The sequence below is a fragment of the Psychromonas antarctica genome (genome assembly GCF_022267535.1).
GTDB lineage: Bacteria > Pseudomonadota > Gammaproteobacteria > Enterobacterales > Psychromonadaceae > Psychromonas > Psychromonas antarctica.
Window position 1 is genome coordinate 1 of the sequence record NZ_JAHNZV010000021.1, and the last position, 15,243, is coordinate 15,243.

8 protein-coding genes are annotated in these 15,243 nt (G+C 41.8%); 2 read left to right on the top strand and 6 right to left on the bottom strand.

Translation table 11 applies throughout. The features are described 5' to 3' along the window. Nucleotides 1-217: 217 nt before the first annotated feature. Nucleotides 218-1,267 (top strand): glycoside hydrolase family 16 protein, encoded by a 1,050-nt coding sequence (locus KSO91_RS07450; RefSeq protein WP_238742332.1) that lies wholly within the window; start codon nucleotides 218-220, stop codon nucleotides 1,265-1,267. Nucleotides 1,268-1,486: 219 nt separating this feature from the next. Here the strand turns inward: KSO91_RS07450 and KSO91_RS07455 are convergent, their stop codons facing one another. The 4 genes from KSO91_RS07455 to KSO91_RS07470 form a co-directional block, all read right to left on the bottom strand. Further along, on the bottom strand, nucleotides 1,487-3,130 hold the full coding sequence (locus tag KSO91_RS07455) for a hypothetical protein (RefSeq protein WP_238742333.1): 1,644 nt from the start codon (nucleotides 3,128-3,130) through the stop codon (nucleotides 1,487-1,489). Nucleotides 3,131-3,560: 430 nt separating this feature from the next. Then, nucleotides 3,561-5,240 (bottom strand): hypothetical protein, encoded by a 1,680-nt coding sequence (locus KSO91_RS07460; RefSeq protein WP_238742334.1) that lies wholly within the window; start codon nucleotides 5,238-5,240, stop codon nucleotides 3,561-3,563. A gap of 487 nt (nucleotides 5,241-5,727) precedes the next feature. After that, a complete protein-coding gene (locus tag KSO91_RS07465; RefSeq protein ID WP_238742335.1) occupies nucleotides 5,728-7,605 on the bottom strand; it encodes a glycoside hydrolase family 17 protein in 1,878 nt (625 codons plus the stop codon). A 209-nt stretch (nucleotides 7,606-7,814) separates the two neighbouring features. Next, nucleotides 7,815-10,163 (bottom strand): immunoglobulin-like domain-containing protein, encoded by a 2,349-nt coding sequence (locus KSO91_RS07470; RefSeq protein WP_238742336.1) that lies wholly within the window; start codon nucleotides 10,161-10,163, stop codon nucleotides 7,815-7,817. A gap of 539 nt (nucleotides 10,164-10,702) precedes the next feature. Here KSO91_RS07470 and KSO91_RS07475 point away from each other — a divergent pair. Then, nucleotides 10,703-12,310 carry a glycoside hydrolase family 16 protein gene (locus KSO91_RS07475; RefSeq protein WP_238742337.1) on the top strand — a complete coding sequence of 536 codons (1,608 nt, stop codon included), beginning with the start codon at nucleotides 10,703-10,705 and terminating at the stop codon, nucleotides 12,308-12,310. A 601-nt stretch (nucleotides 12,311-12,911) separates the two neighbouring features. Here KSO91_RS07475 and KSO91_RS07480 read toward each other — a convergent pair. Both KSO91_RS07480 and KSO91_RS07485 read right to left on the bottom strand, forming a co-directional pair. After that, complete coding sequence (locus KSO91_RS07480; protein ID WP_238742338.1) at nucleotides 12,912-13,871, bottom strand: glycoside hydrolase family 17 protein; 960 nt, start codon at nucleotides 13,869-13,871, stop codon at nucleotides 12,912-12,914. A gap of 1 nt (nucleotide 13,872) precedes the next feature. Further along, a complete protein-coding gene (locus KSO91_RS07485; RefSeq protein ID WP_238742339.1) occupies nucleotides 13,873-14,790 on the bottom strand; it encodes a glycoside hydrolase family 17 protein in 918 nt (305 codons plus the stop codon). Nucleotides 14,791-15,243 lie beyond the last annotated feature (453 nt).

Sequence of the window (15,243 nt, forward strand, 5' to 3'; positions counted from 1 at the left end):
CCCCCCCCCCAACTCCTGGCAGATGAGAAACAGGCATCTAAAGTGAGTTGGGAATTAAAACCTTTCTGTGACCAAATTATAACTTCCATACAAAACATCTTGTCCTTTCTCTTGTAGTCCCATAATGTAAGTCACGAGAAAGCGCTTACATTTTCGACTTGTGAGCACGCCAAACGACCAATCACAATAAGCAGAGAGCTGAATTAAAGAGGTTACAATGAAATCAAAGTCCAAAGAATCACAGCCTATACTCCACAAACTAGGCAAATATCGAACCATCCTAGCAGGGGCATCGTTGCTCTGCCTGACAGCTCCGGCTATGGCGGGTTGGGAAGTGCAATGGATTGATAAATTTGACGGTACGGGTGTTAACTGGGATAACTGGACGGCGCAAACACAAGCGAATTATAACAACGAAGTGCAGTGTTATACCGATGATGACAGCTCCGCAGAGAAAAATTATGATGTATCCAACGGCACACTGAAAATAATTGCCCGTAAGCAAAATATCAGCTGTCCCGGCTTAGGTGGGGCTCAAAAAACGTGGACTTCTGGCCGTTTAAACGGCAAGGATAAAAGTGAATTTCTGTATGGCCGCATCGAATCAAGAATTCGTTTTCAAGAGTTAGCAGGAGGAACTTGGCCAGCATTCTGGATGTTAGAAAATAGAATCCAAGAGCAACCCTATAAAAATGATAATGATTTCAGCCATTGGCCAAATGCGGGTGCAGGTGAAATTGATATATGGGAATGGTTTTCTAACGAACCAGACACTTATATCACCAACTTTTTTAACACCGAAAGTTGTGCTGGTGAACGTCGTTATAGCTACCCAAACGGTGCTGCTGATGTGCAAAATTGGCATAACTATGCCATGGAGTGGACAAAAGATAAGATCGATTTTTACATAGATGAAACGCTAGTTGTCTCACAAGATGTCAGCAGCTGTAGCCAATATCAAGAACCGATGTTTGTGCTGCTTAATGTTGCTATGGGTGGAAACCTTGGCGGAACAATCAATTCCAGCCTTACCACAGCCACCATGGAAGTTGACTATGTTGCACACTGTACTGCAACAAATGCGAATAGCGCAACCTACTGTAATGAGAGTGGTATCGTTGACAATGTCGTTGACGACACAGTTGATGATGTCGTTGATGATGTCGTAGATAATCAGGTTAGCAGCAGCGGTGGTAGCCTTGGTGGTAGCCTGCTGTTAGGTTTGTCTATTATCTGCTTATTTAGACGTAAGATAAGTACCCATTAACCAACCGATATATAAATACCCAAGCGACCAGCATCAACCAATCGCTTGGGTAGCATCCTGTAAATAATGCCCCCCACATTGATACCCAATTTTTTATCAGGCCCCAGTACGGAGGGCAGAATAAGACTCTGTATGAAAGCCTTTTGAGCGATTAACTGTTCAAATGCTACAACGTAATACTTTTTTGAGCTGCGTCCCCGCAGAGCAGCTAAATTGAACTTACAATTTAGCTAATAGCAGTTGTCGATTATCACCTATAACATAAACATTTCCATCGCCAATGAGCGACAAAGTAGCAGTGACTAACCCGTGGGTATTAGGTCGTTTAATGCTTTCACTGTTAACGACAATTTGTTTTTGATGAGTAGCAAAAGTTAACTCCCCGTAACTGCTATCAACCCAGTGTTTGTCTTTATTGTATGCTCGCACTTCATATAACAGTGTCAATGGCTGTGCCGCCACGCCACTGCGGGTGACAATTATATTATCAGCTTGTGCTTGCGCATTAACCTCAACCAATTCAGGCAAAATTCCCTTTGCTACTTTAATGCGCACGGGGTTAATAGCGACCATGCGTACATTTTCATTATCATTCATGGAAAAAGCGGCAATATAAAAACTGCCGTTGCTATCCCATGAGTCATAACCGGTAATAAAATCTTCCGATGAAGCACGTTTATCAAGCTCTTCCATATTGGCGAGTTCGAATGAGTCACCGCTGGCAATATCATACTCATAAATAGCATTGCGGCTGGCACCCATATCACTCCGACCAATATAAATTTTCTTCTCATCTGCTGATAACTGAAATATCCAAGTTTTGGCTGAGCGGCTAAAATCAGGACGGCCTAAAAAAGTCCAACTGGCGGTGGCATCAGTAAACAGGTAGATATTGCCCTGATCATCACTGCTATAAAGTTTTTTATGTGTACGGTCCCATTGGCCCACTTCTATTGCATTCGCACCTTGCAGTGCAAACGCCGGCAATTCACCAAATCCGGACAGCGGATCGTAATACCAGACATGATTAAAAACTCTTTCTGGCTCATCTTGATTCCATTGACGGCGCGAAGATCCCCCGGTGATGTACACTCGACCTCGTGAATCAACCCACATAAAACGATTGCTGTAGAAATAGCCATTCCATGCTGGAGGTCGACCCAAGACGGTAGTTATACCCTGCTCAACATCATATTTGAGCAGTTTGTTTTCGGGCACTGACATGCCGTAGAGCAGATTATTTTTAGTATCTTTTTGAATAGTCACAATCTGCAGATGCGCTGCGCCAACACCATTTTGTTCACTGGCACTTAAATCAAGTAACTCATTATCAACTTTGTCATAGCCGTACCAATGAAATCCGCGTGTAGAAAGATAGCTTGTATTCATACCCGATTTATCAAGTGTGGCCACATAGACACGGCCATTATGGGCAATCGGGCGAGTATGAAATTTCTCCGCCGACTCACCGACCTGCCAGTTATTTGCAGTTTGTGATGCAGTGCGCGCATCACCCACCCAGCGTAGGGTGTTATCACTTTGATGCATACGATATAGCATGGAATTGCTTATATGATCATGGCCCGATATATAAATATCGCCTTCAGCATCAGAGCCAACCGCTAACCAGCATTGGTCAGGCCGTTCGCCACCAGGTGCATTCGGCAGCTGCCAAACAGTGACACCATCAATTTTGCCGGCTCTTTCCCTCGCATATGGCACACTTATCACTTCCGTTAATTGGGGAAGTGGCAAGCCCCCTTCGGGTGGAGTTTTTGATGTGCTGGCACAAGCTATTAAAGTCGCTGTTAAATAAAGTATGGCCAAGCGTCGCAAGCTTGTTAAATTGAAATAATTTGTCACTAACAATTCCCTAAAATAATAGAATGATAAAAATATAACGGCTAGTTTGCATTCTCGATCTTGCTGATTGATAAGCAAATTAGCTTTGCCCTACAACTGGACCCAGGCCATTGGGCGTTTGCTTATAGATCGTCCCTGCTGAGAGACTAACCCGCTTTCGCCGCAAACCACTTCAAAAATAGGGGGAAACGAGCAAGGCTAATAAGCAATAAAAACGGCCTTAAATCGCACTAGTGGATTTAAAAATCATATTAGTAATCTTCATTATTTGACAACAGCTTAGCCAGCTAGAAACAAGTATATAGATTAAAAACCGAGCGACTATCAATAGACAATTCGCTCGGCTTTAATTTATTGCTGTAACATACTTTTTTATAATAAGGTCGATATAAAGCTCAAGCTACCTATGGCTTATTAAAGCTGCGGACACCTATTTTGTAATATTGAAATCAGTGATATAAATATTATCACCTGCGGCTCCGCCAATGCCATAAATAGCAATCTGACTAATTTTCGTTAGATTTAAAGGTAAATCAGCCAGATTAAAAGATACATCGGTCCAATTTGAGTTAACCGTAAGTGGCAGCTTAAGCTCCGCACCAGCCGCTGTAACGAAGTCTATTTCATAACCTGTAAAGTTACCCGCCGCGGCTATTTTAAAATTAACCGTGTTGTACTTAGTCAAGTCAAGATCGTATGTTAATACGCCACCGTAAATGTCGCCCATCATAGCAAGCACGGCTCCCCATCCAGCGCCTTTGGTTAGTTCCATCGCGCTCAAACCGTCATAGACGACATCAGCAGCAAAGCTAGTTCCCGTCGACCAATCATTAATAGTAATATTACCATCATGAACAAAATTATTATCGTCAACAATGATGTCGACTTGTTCATCAGATGAGCTGATAAATACAAATTTGTCATCAGAGCTGTCTTTAACAACCGTGTTTATAACACCACTATCATAAGCCACAAAGTCGGTAATATAAATTTTCTGTGAGGCAGGCGTGCCATCTTTATAAACACCAAACAACGCTATTTGACTAACCTTAGAAAGATCCACTCCATAGCGATCTAAATTAATATCGATTGTATTCCACTCGGCCTGATCTAACAGTGTAAATCCAACTTCTTGAGTTACTTCGTAAGTGCCGGTTTTAGACGCAAGAGCTAAGGAATATCGTTCAAAATCTCCCTCGGAAGCTATTTTAAATTTGATATTGGTATAGTTAGAAAAATCAACATCATAATTATCTATATTTAAACCATCCGAAATATCGCCCTGTAGGGCAAGTACAGCGCCCCAACCTGCAACAGCTGATAGCTGCCAGCTTGCCAAATCATGATAAGTTGTAGAAGCAAGCGCCGTTCCAGTATCCCATTCACCAAAAATAACATTACCAACAGCACTATTGTTATCATCATCGACCACTAAACTGCTGGTGACTTCGGCATCAGATGATTTAAAAACAAAGTCGCTTTCTGTATCAGTATCGATAGCAATTGCACTCTCTTTCTCAAGCTGTAAATCCGTAATATATATTTTTGAAACACTAGGCGTACCGCCAACACCCATTACCGCAATATAATCAATTTGTGATAAATTTAATGCGAAATCAGCAAGATTAATGGACTGTTCTTGCCAGGTAGATATTGCATCATTAACTGGCAATACCACCTCTTTACTCATGCCATTTGCAGAGATGGCAACTTTATATTGACTATAACCTCCTGAAGTCGCAAATTTAAGTTTTATTGTGTTAAATAAACTGAAATCACCCACGATACCATCTTGAAATACCAGTACGGTTCCCCAGTTTCCCTGTTCAGCTGTTTTTATAGCAGATGTTACTGTCCAGGCATTCAGCCCATCATAAGTAGTTTCACTAATTTGACTCCCCGTATCCCATTCGCCAACAGTGTTACCGGATGAAAAGTCAATATCACTTGTGGCGCCTGAAGATGAGATTAAAACAAACTCGTCTGCTTTAAATATTGTGTCAGTATTAACCGGATCAGTGTTAACCAGATCGGTATTAGCAGGAACGGTATTAACCGGAGCGGTGTTAACCGAATCGCTACCTCCACAACCAGATAAAGCTAACGCCACAACCAGATAAAGCTAACGCCAAAGCCGTTGCAAGTACGGTATTTGCCAATTTATAACCTTTAATCACTTTCATTTATTTTCCTCTCTTTTATATCTCAAAAAATTTTCATAACAAACAGGACATATATGTACACAGCAGCATTACGTTCATTTTTTTATCCATACAGATTTTAATCAGATGATTAACCTGCTTGTTTATTAGCTCATATATGGATTATATAGGTTAAGACTTAAGCAGTAAGTGACCACAACCCAATATGAAAGCGCTTACATGGCTTCGCGAGATCTGTACGTCCGCCTACACTTGGCCTGAAACTGCAATAGAAAGTCATAGATAGGTGGATAGATAAGGAACTGTTTTGTCATTTGAATTTCAAACTCATTTGATGCAGAAACTGCGGATGTACAAAAAAAAGGCCTTGAATCGCTGCATACTGATTCAAAGGCCATTTGGATGCTTAGATTTAATAAAAGTAACTCACTACTGTTATTCTAACCAAGAGATATTTCTCACTTCAATCGTACTTAGTGTAGGAGCACTACCTCCCGACTGATCGTAAATATCAGCGATGGTAAAGGGTGAATTAACAACGCTCAAATTTGCACTACTAAAAGCAGAGAAATCACTCAAATTAACAGTATATTTAACAAAGGTGTCAGTTAGCGTGTAGTCACCAGTATTAAATCTGATCCAGTGGTTTGTGCCGCCGGACGCCGTTGTTTGAAAACCAAGGTAAAATCCAAATGCGGCATTACCTTTAATTTCAAAGGTCATCTTAGTATAATTGTTTAAATTGCTGGTCTGATCTGCGATACCCACTCCTGCTCCCCAGCCCCAAGATGATGCAATAGCGGGATCGGTTGCAACAGTTAATACACCTGCGTCATCGACACCAGCCCAAGCATTGGCAGGATTATCCCAACCGTAAGCTGTCGCGCCTTGGTATAATGCGGTGCTTAAGACAGCAAACTCACCAGTAACAGGCGCTTCAATTACAGGCGCATATTTGGGTGGAAGCACAGTTGCCATTAACGTTTCTAAATCACCCCCGAAACTTTTAGCAAATACTGAAACGTCACCGCGCGTTAAGCCTAAGTCATTTAATGTTTGAACTTTATCCCATGCAAGATATTTCACGTTACCGGCAATATCAATTAAGCCAAAATGCTTTTCTGAGTGTGATGCGTTATTAGGATCGCCTTTCCATGGTTCATCAAACGCTTCAAAGAAGAATAAAGAAGCACCAAACTCATTGGTAAATGTGCGCATCGCATCATAAAACGCTTTTTGTTTATATTCATCAGCAACCTGAGTACCACCGGCACCAAAATTTTCAGTAGAAACGGTAGACCAGCCAGTCTCACCAAGATGGATAGGCTTAGCCGCATCTACACTATTAATAAAGTTTTGAGCAACCGTGATTTGCGAAATAGTATGCTTATAAACTCGTACCATAGCCGCATCAATTTGCTCTTTAACCGTTAACTCTTGTTCTGCAGCCGGTACTTTCCATTCAGCAGAAAAAGCGGGATCATATAACGTATCGTGGTGTGCATAGGTGTGTAATGAAATATAATCCACAGCATTAATCAATGCTTTCAAATCAACTTGTTCACCGATATTTGCATTTGCGTCATTACCGGCCCAGACAGCATGATTATCTGAACTGGTGATCCAAATATTCTGTGTTGCAGGATCCTGCATTTTCCACGTTTGTAAATCATTAACGTGATCAAGAATGATCTTAGGCACAACATGGTACTCAGCCCAATCCACCATCGCTTCATTACCGACTGCAATCACTTTAACAATCTCAGGATAAGCAAGCGCCAATTCTTTCGCTTTAGCTATTTCACCTGCATTTTCAGGATTTTCCTGATCATGGACAATAGGAAGGTCAGTCCAAGAATTCAACGCATCGATCCAAACACCTAGCATCACATACATTTCAAAAGAATTATCTTCCTCTTCTAGCTGTTTGATAGCTTCAAGTAAATTTTCAGTATTACTCTTACCATCAGCTGGATTTATAAAGCCTTGCGTGTTGTAGGTTCTTAGTACCTTAATACCCATAGCAGCTAGAATTTTCATATCTTCTTTTTGCTGTGCAACGGTTGGCACGTTAGCACCTGATTCGCGGGTAGTCGTTCTCCAAGCGCCATAAGAGATAGCTAAGTAATCAGGATTACCTAGAATCTGTTCGCCTGATTTAGATAGCGGCGCATCTGTGACGATAGCTTGCGGCTGAAGTGTAACGCTATCGTCAACGCTATCATCTGTTTTCGTTAAAGGCTCATCACCACATGCAAACATAAATATCGATATGAATGCGACTAAAAATATTTTGTAACTTGTTTTTTTCATTGTGATTTTCCTATTTATGACTAGCAGTAAACTTGTCTATTTTGATTCGTTGATTACAAATTCTGGATTGATACTTTTAACTATTTACGCCTGTTTTAAAACTAGCTTATGAGTACTTATCGATTTTCACAAAAAACACAGAAAGCGCTTTCTCTTTTGTTGAAAAACCGGGTCCAGAGACCCGGTGTAATTATCGTACTATATAGCTTCTATTTGAAGTAAACGTTATCAACGTAAATTCTTGAAGCTGCAGTCATGCCTCCTGCATTTGTATTGTAAAAAGTCATACCAATTTGAAAAACATCTCCATAAATCATCTGACCGGTAGTCATGCTGGTTAAATCAAGATCCATAGACACCCACTGACCTGTTACCGGAGTAATAACTTCTTTCACGTTACCGCCATTGGTTCCATCTATAACCTGTACTGCGATTGAAGTCATATCTTGAACATACCAATCCATATGCAGAACTGTTTTTCCTGATAGATCTACATTCGGAAATTCAATCCCAGATGCATCGCCATGAGCATTCGGTGTATATCTTTTGACATTATCACCAGCAATAACGATTTCGGAAAAGGTAACACCACCCCACCAGTCTTGAGACCAATTTGTGACTACAACATCAGCGGCTTGCGCATCACTGAATAATACAACGGCACCTGTTAAATCAGCAGCTGTGGGTGTTGGCGCTGCGGTTGCTGGGTCAACAATTGTTGCCATCACATTGATAGTTCTCGTTACTTGTGTTGCTAGGTTGCCATCAAGGTCTGTAACATCGTATGTGACTTGGAATGTGCCTTCAGCTGTTGTAACGACTGTATCTCCCCCAACAATAACATTTGCCGCAACATCACCATCAAGATTATCGGTTGCCGTAAAGCCTGGTTCGACATAAGTATCACCAACATAAATCGTCATTGGGTTATCACCCGTTAACGTTATAGTAGGTGGTATCATCGCTGCAGTTACTGGTGTAATTGAGATATTGTCAAAAGTAACAAGCGTATCCACACCAGCACCTAGACCAAAGATTAGATCTGCCGTTGTACCCCATGTGTTAGTGGAAGTGAACACTACTTCATGGGTGTCCATTGTTGTTGTTAAAGCAACTGTTGTATCAGGCATATATGAATTATACCAAGGAGCTCCACTTAGTAACTGCCCCACTTGAACTACCACATTTCTTGCTTCAGCGGCTCGTGCATCAAAAGTAACTTTATAGGTAGCACCTTCAGTAAGCACTGTATCAGTAGACTGTACTAATCGTCCCTGATACGCAGCAGCACCAGTCACCATGTCTACAATAGCTAATTCGCCATTTATAATGGTAGGTGTCCCTGTTCCTTCCCCGAAGGTCCACTCACCAGCTAATGCAGTTGAAAAATCGCCATTAGTGATAATAGAAACACTCGGATCAGAGACCACAACCGTTCTTGTGACTTCAATGGCACTGTTTGACACCGCATCAGCGACGTTATATGTCACCACATATGTACCTGCAACTGCTGTGTTAACTGTATCTCCAGCAATCACAACGCTTAAGGCGACATCACCATCGACATTATCTGTCGCTGTAAATCCAGGCTCTACGTAAGCGTCACCGACAACAAGTGCCATTGTGTTACCACCAGTCAGGGTGATTACCGGTGCTTCTGTATCAGTCGAACTTACAATAACGGTTCTTGTTAGTTCCACTGCGGCATTTCCGGCTGCATCCGATACGTTATAAGTTATAACGTAGGTGCCATCTACTGAAGAATCAACTACATCACCACCTAAGGTAGCAACTAAACCATTGTCAATATTATCTGAGATTGATACCCCTTCATCTACGTAGTCAGTACCATGAAACACGTTAACAGTAGCGTCACCAAGCAAACTCATTACAGGCGCTTCTGTATCTGCAACCACTCTATCTACGAAACGTACATTATCCATGCGGTAAACCGCACCTGCTGCATTACCCCAGGCTGGAAAAACCATCACTTTATCAATGGCAGTCAGATCCAACCCTAACCCCTGAAGATCCGCTAATGTAAAACTAAAATCTTTCCAAACACCAACAAGTGGCATATCTAGTATTATTTGGGCAAATTCACCAGTTGCCCCTTCTGCATCAGAACCACCGTTACTTTCAATTTTTACTACCCAATCAGTTGTTGCGTTTTCTGGAAATGCAACCACTTTTAGACCAAATTCTAACGTGCCCGTTGCCGCGATGGCACTAGCATCATATGCGGTTGTCGTTTGAAAACCCAAGGCATTATCTTGAATATCAGAAACAAACTCCATCACCATACTACGTTCTGTCGATTCTAAAACAGAAGTTGGAGTCAGGCCGCCACAGCAATCATATGTAGACCAGTCAGCGCCTAAGATATCACCAAATATGACACCGTTAACTTCCGCAGGGAAAGTTGGTGTTGTTGGTGTTGTTGGTGTTGTTGGTGTTGTAGGCTGTGTAATTGGATCATCACCACAACCAGAAAGAGCTAAGGCCAACGCCGTTGCAAGTACTGTGTTTGCTAATTTAAAACCTTTAATTACTTTCATTTACAGATATCCTTTAATTATTATATTTCCGTTTCAAGAACTAGTTTTAGAAAAATTGCCCCAAACACAAAAGTAACCGCTTTCTTTTGCGTTTTAAAAAATCCTCATCGGCATTAGGAGCCATCGAAATTAGCTATATTTCGCTAATAATCAGTTATTCACATCACGCAGAGAGTATAGAGTACTGAACCTGCATAAAAAGCGAGCAGGATCACACAAGCAAGCGCTTTCATGAGGAGAGGATCACACTTTTGATTGCAGGAATAATATGCAAGCGTATTTATTATTGATAAAAATTGTTACGCAGTCTTTGCTGGTAAACCTAAACTTTGTAAATTAAAGGTTACTAAAAGGTTAGTTTATTAATTCAAAGAACGGGTTGTCGATAAATTTAGCATTACATAAAAACAGTTGTGAAGTTGTTCTCAAATTTAGATGTTAATAGCGCTTATATGAGCGCTTATATTTTAACTCAGATAGAATAACCCTTAACTAAGAAAGCGCTTACTATTTTTAATGTATATATAAGGAAGGGACACATGAAAAGTACCGTACGATACTCAACAGCCAAAATAACAGCTATCGCACTGGCGATATCGCTTGCCGGCTGTGCTTCAGACAGCAAAGTTTCCGCTGCAGATGATGCACTTGAGAAAACCTCTACACCAAAAGCACTTGTGCTGAACGCCGATCCGATAACGCCATCGAATAAATGGCAATTACTTTGGAGTGATGAATTTGACGGCACAGAAATTGACAAAAATAAATGGGAACGCATTGAAGACTGTTGGGGTGGCGGCAATAATGAACAGCAATGTTATACCCGGCGCGACAGCAATGCTTTTGTCCAAGATGGCCTGTTAAATCTTGTCGCTAAAAAAGGAAACTTTACCGGTCCAGATAATGTTGATGGTAATCCTGGTACTCGAACTTTGCCTTACACTTCGGGCAAATTACGATCCGTTAAAAAAGGTAATTGGAAGTATGGCCGCTTCGAAGTGCGTGCAAAACTGCCTTTTGGCCAAGGCACTTGGCCTGCAATATGGATGCTACCCACTGATTTTGTTTACGGTGGCTGGGCAGCCTCCGGTGAAGTCGATATTATGGAAGCGGTTAATCTAAAAACCCCTTCTACTGAAACAGGCGCTAGCGATGGTGAACTTGAGGGGCGCATATTCGGCAGTCTGCATTACGGTAAGCCTTGGCCTGATAATGTATTTACCGGTCAAGCAACACATCTCCCCGGTAATGTAAATCCAGCTGATGATTTCCATACTTATACTATTGAATGGGAAGAAGGTGAAATCCGCTGGTATATCGATAATGTTCATTTTGCGACACAAAGAGAAAATGGCTGGTACAGCCAACATATGGAAGATGGCGTTTTTGTCAGTGCAGGTAAGAATGCACCCTTTGATCAGAAATTTCATATGCTACTGAATCTTGCCGTCGGTGGTAATTGGGCAGCCAATGCCAATAATGGCGGAATTGATTCATCTGTCTTCCCGCAAACATTAGCCATTGACTATGTACGTGTTTACCGCTGCTCAGCAGATCGATGGAAAGGCAAAGGCTGTGCAAGCATCTCCGATCAAGCCAAATTGGTTGAAGGAACAGCAGAGCCGGAGATTTTGATCGGTGATGGTAACTTCGGTAAGGGCCCTGTCTTTGACGTTTACAAAGATTCGTTAAGTCTGGGTATGGCTTTTGATGGCTACAATCCGATCAAAGTTGTAACACAGGAAGAAGTTGATGAACCGGGCCATGGTAAAGTATGGCAAATAACTAAAACCGGCAAAGCGGGAAATGTTTATTTACGTGCGCCGAAAACCGATCTAAGTCATTGGCTTGAGAAGGGGGAATTAGTATTTGACCTGAATGTTGTCAGCAAAGACGCGGGTACAGAACTACTTGTCAAAATGGACAGCGGCTGGCCGAAAGCAAGTGACATTAGTGTCACGCAACCCGCCGTGGGCACGTGGGGTGAAATTCGCATCAAAGTTGCTGATTTAATTGCCAGTGGAAATAGATTTTCAGCGGGTAGCAAAGCCGATATTAAAGGAATTTCTAATGTGCTGGTCATTGAACCTCTAGGTGTAATGACCTTAAAAGTTGATAATATTCGTTTTGAATATCCAGCGCAGTAAGTCGTTAACATGGTAAAGTAAAAAGCAGTTAAAATGTGGTTGAATTCAGCAATGAGTCAACCACATTATTAACCCATCATCGAACGAGCAAGATGCTGTAATTCCCCCCTGCTCTCCTCTCATTCCCATGACTTTGTTGACTCACATTTAGATTTTCTTACTTTTACACCTGTCGTACAATGCGATAAAAATAGCAGCACTCAATTCTTTGCCCCAAAAAACTGTTTTGTATTTAAAAATACGCCTTTTGAGTAAAATAGCTCTGTTTTGATGATGGTTTAATCTAAACGGGGATAAGCAGTGATTTCTGTTTTTAATCATTATCCTTTATTCTTAAGATCTGTTAATCGAAAAGTGAATTGAGCACAAGTGGGGTAAACTCACTCACCAATCAGCATAATTTAGCGCCATTTACCCGTGAGCGAGGTAAGGTGATATGAGTATTATCAATGGAAGGGAAGGAACGAGGGGGAAAAGCTATCAACCACGAACACACGAAGGAAAAGGAAGGGTAAATCTAAAAAAACCTAACCTTCTTTTTTTCTTCGTGTTCTTTGTGTAGCACAGCGGCTTCGTGGTTAGCTGTTGTGTTGCTAGTCGGTTATACGCTACATTTTGCTAAACGTTCTTTGTAGAGTCCCTGCATAACCAGTTTAGGGCTACGATCAACATGAAACAATCCCCAGAATTTTTCCGGCTCTAATGGATCCGAGTCGCCTTTCCAAGGTTCATCAAACGCCTCGAAGACGAACGTCAGTATCTTTTCTGTGCTGGTCCACTCAATTAATTGCTCGTAATAAGCAGCCTGCAGTTCCTCGGAAGCATTCCAGCTATCAATCCCCCGTCCATTGGAAGCCGTTGTCCAGCCCGCCTCGGTAATGACGACTGGCTTGTCTGGATAACGATCTGCGACCGAGTAATAATTCTGTTTCGTATACTCAAGCGCGTCATCCATGGTTTTAAATTCCCATGCGGGGTAGGTATGCACCGAAAGAAAATCTAACTCAGCGGCTAAATCTTGCAGCTTATTTGTCCAGGGAACATAATTTTCACAAAAAGTAACCGGATGTTTAATCACACTTTTAATTTTGCGTACGTAGCCGATCAGGTTTTCTACTGGCACCAGATGATCCGTCCATTCTACGCTGGCTTCATTGCCTACCGAAACTGAAAAGACAATCTCAGGGTATTTTTCCACCAAAGCGATTAAACGATCTATTTCATCACTATTATGCTGGCGGTTTTCATTGAGCTTTTCTTCGCTGAACCATGCTCCCCAAGGACACTGAGGGTTGCTCATCTCTGCCGCCATATCAACACCTAGCATCACCTTGAGATCCAACCCATCATCACGGATCACCTGTAGCACTGTTTGTGCATGCTGACCGCAATCGTACAACCTGATAAATTTCCAGTTCTCCGCTAAAATAAGCAGATCTTCTTTTATTTCCTGGTAACTCGGATAAATTCCTAAGCAAGGATTCTGCCCTTCACGGTAGCCAGAATAACAAATAGCATTGCCATGCTGCCATTGCATCTTATTATTATGGACTAAATCCATTTTATACACACTCCTGCAACTGTTGTAAGTCGTCACTATATTTGAATTTACCCTCTTTATCCCACAGTCCCCAGTAGGCACCAACATCACCTTCAACTTCCACTTTCCAGGTTTCATCAAAAGAGGAAAAATAAAATACCTCAATCCCCTCTTCTTCTGCCCATAAATAGGTATCGATAAAATATTTCATCGCGTTTTCATTAGAAGGAATCGCCCCCCCTTCCGCTGAACCAATACTCGGCCAACCTGTTTCCGTGATAATCACCTTCTTACCGCCACCGGCACGCACTGCTCGGCGATACATATCTTTCATATATAGCAACGCGTATTGCGCAGGACAGCCTTCCCAGAACGGATAACAATTAGCTAGAATGACATCACAGACTTGCGCGACACGGGGATGATCTTCAAATTCGTAATAAGCATCCACATAACCGACATCAATATCAGGAAGAGCCTGCTTTGCACGCTTGATGTAGTCAATTAGCTGATCTTCAGTCAAATCTCCGCGCAGCAGTACTTCATTGCCCACGGCGAGAATAGTTGCATGCCCCGCTTTTGCAATTTCGATAGCATTAGCCAGTTCTTTTTCGTTCATTGCCAAGTCATCGCCCAGCCAGACACCGACCATCGTATTAAGGCCGTTCTGTTGCGCAACTTTAGGGATTAGTTGATTACCATCGGTACAGGAAAATGAACGTATCCAGTTGACATTTGACTGGATAACTTTCAATCGTTCACGGATCTGTTCTTCCTTAATTTGCGTACCCGGCCCCTGCCCTTCTATATAAGGGCTAAAGGAGATGCCATGGATCTTATCCGCAATTATCTTTGCAGCAATTCCTCCTAGCGCCTCATGAGATAGGTTTAAAAAATTAACTCCCGCTAATGACATATGTTTATTGTATTTACTCGACACGCTTCTCTCCGCTTAACTGCATTATTAATTTTATAGGTATACCCAAACTACGTGAAAATGTAGATTATGAGGCTAACTGAAATTCGAATCTTAGGCGCTAAACAAGTGCTGTAAGCATCCCATTTATAATGGCTTGTAGACAGGAGTACATTGCCACCCACCAAAAGAAAGCGCTTTCAAGTTGACGTTAAACGCCTCATAAAGAGTAGGCAAGATGATTTATAAAGAAGCAATACTTGGATCACACGAAGCAATAATTACCCCCATAAAATTAGATATTGAACACGTGATAAGTCTTAACTTTTTTGCAATTACAAAAAGCCAGCAATAAATTGCAACACAATATAATCAAACAAGCCCGCGAAGTTACAGCGGGCTTTATGAGAGCGGATAATGCAGCACAGAACTACATTCTCCAGCAATAAGACGTTGAAAACGAATAATCCCACAGCG